Below are 2,644 nucleotides of genomic sequence, written 5' to 3' on the forward strand. Positions count from 1 at the left end.
CGCCCTGCCCCCGCCGGGGGCGCCGCCCGCCCTCCGCCACGGCCCGTCTCCCTTCCGCCGCCCCGCGTTTCCCGAGCGGACATCGTATAGACGACACCGGCGCCCCCTGGCGTCCCACACCGCCCGACGAGTCCCACCGACCACGACCACATCCTCTACAAAACTGTAGAAGTCAAGCTTCCCGAGCACATGGGCACGGATAAGAAGGACCGAGGGAAGGTGTGCCGGAGAGATGAGCGTCCTCGCACGGCCGGTGCCGGGGCTTCTCGCCGGGGCGATCGCCAAGGCCGTCCTGCCCGGACGTGACCCGGGCGACTGCGTCGGCACGACCTTCACCGGCATCGCCGGAGCCTTCGTGGGCGGCCGGCTGTCCGCGAAGCTCCTCGACCGACCGGTCCAGCGGGACTTCTTCGACGCCGCGACCCGGGGCTCGGCCGTCGCGGGGTCCTTGTCCTCCTGGTCGCCCGTCCTCTGCTGCCCGGCAGTTCGCGCGACTGACCCGGGGCATCGAGGCCACCGCACCGGACCCCGCGAGTCCGGCCCGGTCCGAACGAAAGACCCTAGCCCGGCCGGTCGGCGGGGGGATGGGCGTCCACGGCGACGACCCCTTCGACTCCCTGGCAGAGGCCCACGACCACCGGGACGAGACGCGGTTCCGGGACGTTCCCCCGAAGGGTGACGACACCGTCTCGGACCTCGACGGCGACGGTGCCCTCCGCCAGGCCGAGGATGCGTCCCAGGACGTCCCGCTCGATCTCTCCGCGGATCTCGGCGTCCGGGCGGATGAAGGCGCCGAGCAGGTCGCTGCGGGTGACGATGCCGGTGAGGAGCCCGTCGTCGCTGACCACCGGTAGCTGCTTGACGTGCCGCCTGCGGAGTTCCCGCGCGGCCCGGGGGATCGTCCAGTCGGCGCGGGCGGTGAAGACGGGGCTGCTCATGAGCGCGCCCGCGGTCCGTGCCCGGGCCTTGCTCCAGGCGTCCTCGTCGGTCCCGTCCTGCCCCTGCGGATCGGGCGTGCCGGTCTCGTGCCGCAGCACGTCGGACGCGGACACGACGCCGACGGGGGCGCCGTCGTCGTCGACGACCGGTGCCGCGACGATGTCGTTCGCGTCCAGCAGGGCGGCGACCTCCCGGAGCGGTGTGGTGGGGCGGAGGGTGACGACCTCCTCGGTCATCACGTCTCCGACCGTGCGGCGGTGCAGCATGGCAACAGTCTCCTCCGCATCGTGACGGGGCGGCCGCGGTCGGTCCGCCCGGGCGGACGACGTGCGGTGCCTCGCCTCGTGCACGCCGTCCTCCCTCCTCATGACAGCACCGCGCCACTCGGGCGACCAGTGACGTTCGACCCGGCAGGGAGGACCGGCGGTCCCCGGGCCAGGAGTGCGGCCGCGTGCGGGAACCGCCGCTGACGCCGGGCACCCGGCCCCCGCGTCCGCCGACGGAGGGATCATCCACTCCTCCGGCCGCCCACCCGGCTTCGTCGAACCGCGGACCTCAGCCGCGGACGCGCGCTGTCCCGACCGTGCGACCTCACTGGTTCCGGGGCCGACGACCCCTCGCCGTGGGCGGCGCACCGCGTCCCGCTCCCGGACCCGGGCCGGCGGCCTCCGGCGATGCGAGGGCCGCTCCGTCCGGACGGCCCCCGTACCGGATGCGGCTCATCGCGTGGTGCGCGCGCCCGTGATCTCGCGTCCGGTGACCAGCTCGGACTCGATGCGCACGAAGACCCCGGCACGTACCGGCCGCCAGGAGTGCGGGCCGGTCCGCGAGAGCCGTTCGTGCTCGGCGGCGTCGGTCACCGCGGAGGCCCGGCCGGTGACGATCACGCTCCAGCCGGACTGGGTCGCCGCGGTGAATTCGTCCGCCTCGAAGGCGACCACCACCCCGTCGACGGCGCGTACGAGATCGGAGCCGGCCGCGGTGTACAGCAGGACGGAGGCGTCCTCGTCCAGGGAGAAGTTGACCGGGAGGACCGCGGGCAGCGCCTGGCGGGTGTACACGACCCGGCCGACCGGCACCTTGGCCAGCAGGCGAAGGCACTCCTGCCGGTCGAGAATGCGAAAGGCGTCGTTCTCGAGCATCGGGCCATCATCAGCGCGGCCGTCCTGCGGCGAGTAGGGCCGGTCGGCCCTGCTTCCGCCTCCCGCCCGGCAGCGGACGCCCGCAGCCGTCGTTTCGAAGGGGTCGCGCGAACCCGCGACGTCGACCTCGTCGGCCTCGCAGGCGACCACGGCGCCGTCGACGGCGCGGACCAGCTCCGAGGAGGCCGACGTGCGCAGCAGCACGGCACCGCTCTCCTCCAGGAGGAAGTTGACCGGCAGGACGTCGGGCAGGGCGTCGCGCGTGTGCACGATGCGGCCCACGACCGCCTCGGCCAGCCGGCGCAGGCTCTCCTGCCGGTCCAGTTCGCGGAATCCGTCGTTGCGGTACGTCGGCCGGTCGTCTTTCCGTGTGTCGTCCGGTGCGGTCTTTCCCTCCTTCACGCGTGGGGCGGCCGGCGGTGAGGGCCGACAGTCCCCGGCCCGCCGCAGAACGGCCCTCACCCCCGGGGGGGGGTGCCTCTATGTCTTTCGTCAAGGCGTCCGGGCTGGGCTTGGGGTGGTTCGGCTTGCTGGGTCATGCGGCGAGTTCGACGTCTTTGGGG

At 73.6% G+C, this 2,644-nt stretch carries 2 protein-coding genes and 2 pseudogenes; 1 reads left to right on the plus strand and 3 read right to left on the minus strand.

Going from position 1 to position 2,644, the window contains the following annotated elements; genetic code table 11:
• The first annotated feature begins 232 nt into the window (after positions 1 to 232).
• Positions 233 to 498, plus strand: a pseudogene (locus ACZ56B_RS32715) (GlsB/YeaQ/YmgE family stress response membrane protein).
• A gap of 62 nt (positions 499 to 560) precedes the next feature.
• Here ACZ56B_RS32715 and ACZ56B_RS32720 read toward each other — a convergent pair.
• From ACZ56B_RS32720 to ACZ56B_RS32730, 3 genes and pseudogenes are all read right to left on the minus strand, one after another.
• Complete coding sequence (locus ACZ56B_RS32720; protein ID WP_468798693.1) at positions 561 to 1,205, minus strand: CBS domain-containing protein; 645 nt, start codon at positions 1,203 to 1,205, stop codon at positions 561 to 563.
• Positions 1,206 to 1,658: 453 nt separating this feature from the next.
• On the minus strand, positions 1,659 to 2,081 hold the full coding sequence (locus ACZ56B_RS32725; protein ID WP_468798696.1) for a pyridoxamine 5'-phosphate oxidase family protein: 423 nt from the start codon (positions 2,079 to 2,081) through the stop codon (positions 1,659 to 1,661).
• Positions 2,082 to 2,195: 114 nt separating this feature from the next.
• Positions 2,196 to 2,483 (minus strand): annotated as a pseudogene (locus tag ACZ56B_RS32730) (pyridoxamine 5'-phosphate oxidase family protein); the annotation flags it as partial.
• Between the last annotated feature and the right edge of the window lie 161 nt (positions 2,484 to 2,644).

The sequence above is a fragment of the Streptomyces sp. NPDC034670 genome, assembly GCF_055574875.1.

Bases quoted from the DNA above. Each gene is read 5' to 3' on its own strand.
- ACZ56B_RS32720 (WP_468798693.1), bottom strand. From the start codon at position 1,205: ATGCTGCACCGCCGCACGGTCGGAGACGTGATGACCGAGGAGGTCGTC.
- ACZ56B_RS32725 (WP_468798696.1), bottom strand. From the start codon at position 2,081: ATGCTCGAGAACGACGCCTTTCGCATTCTCGACCGGCAGGAGTGCCTT.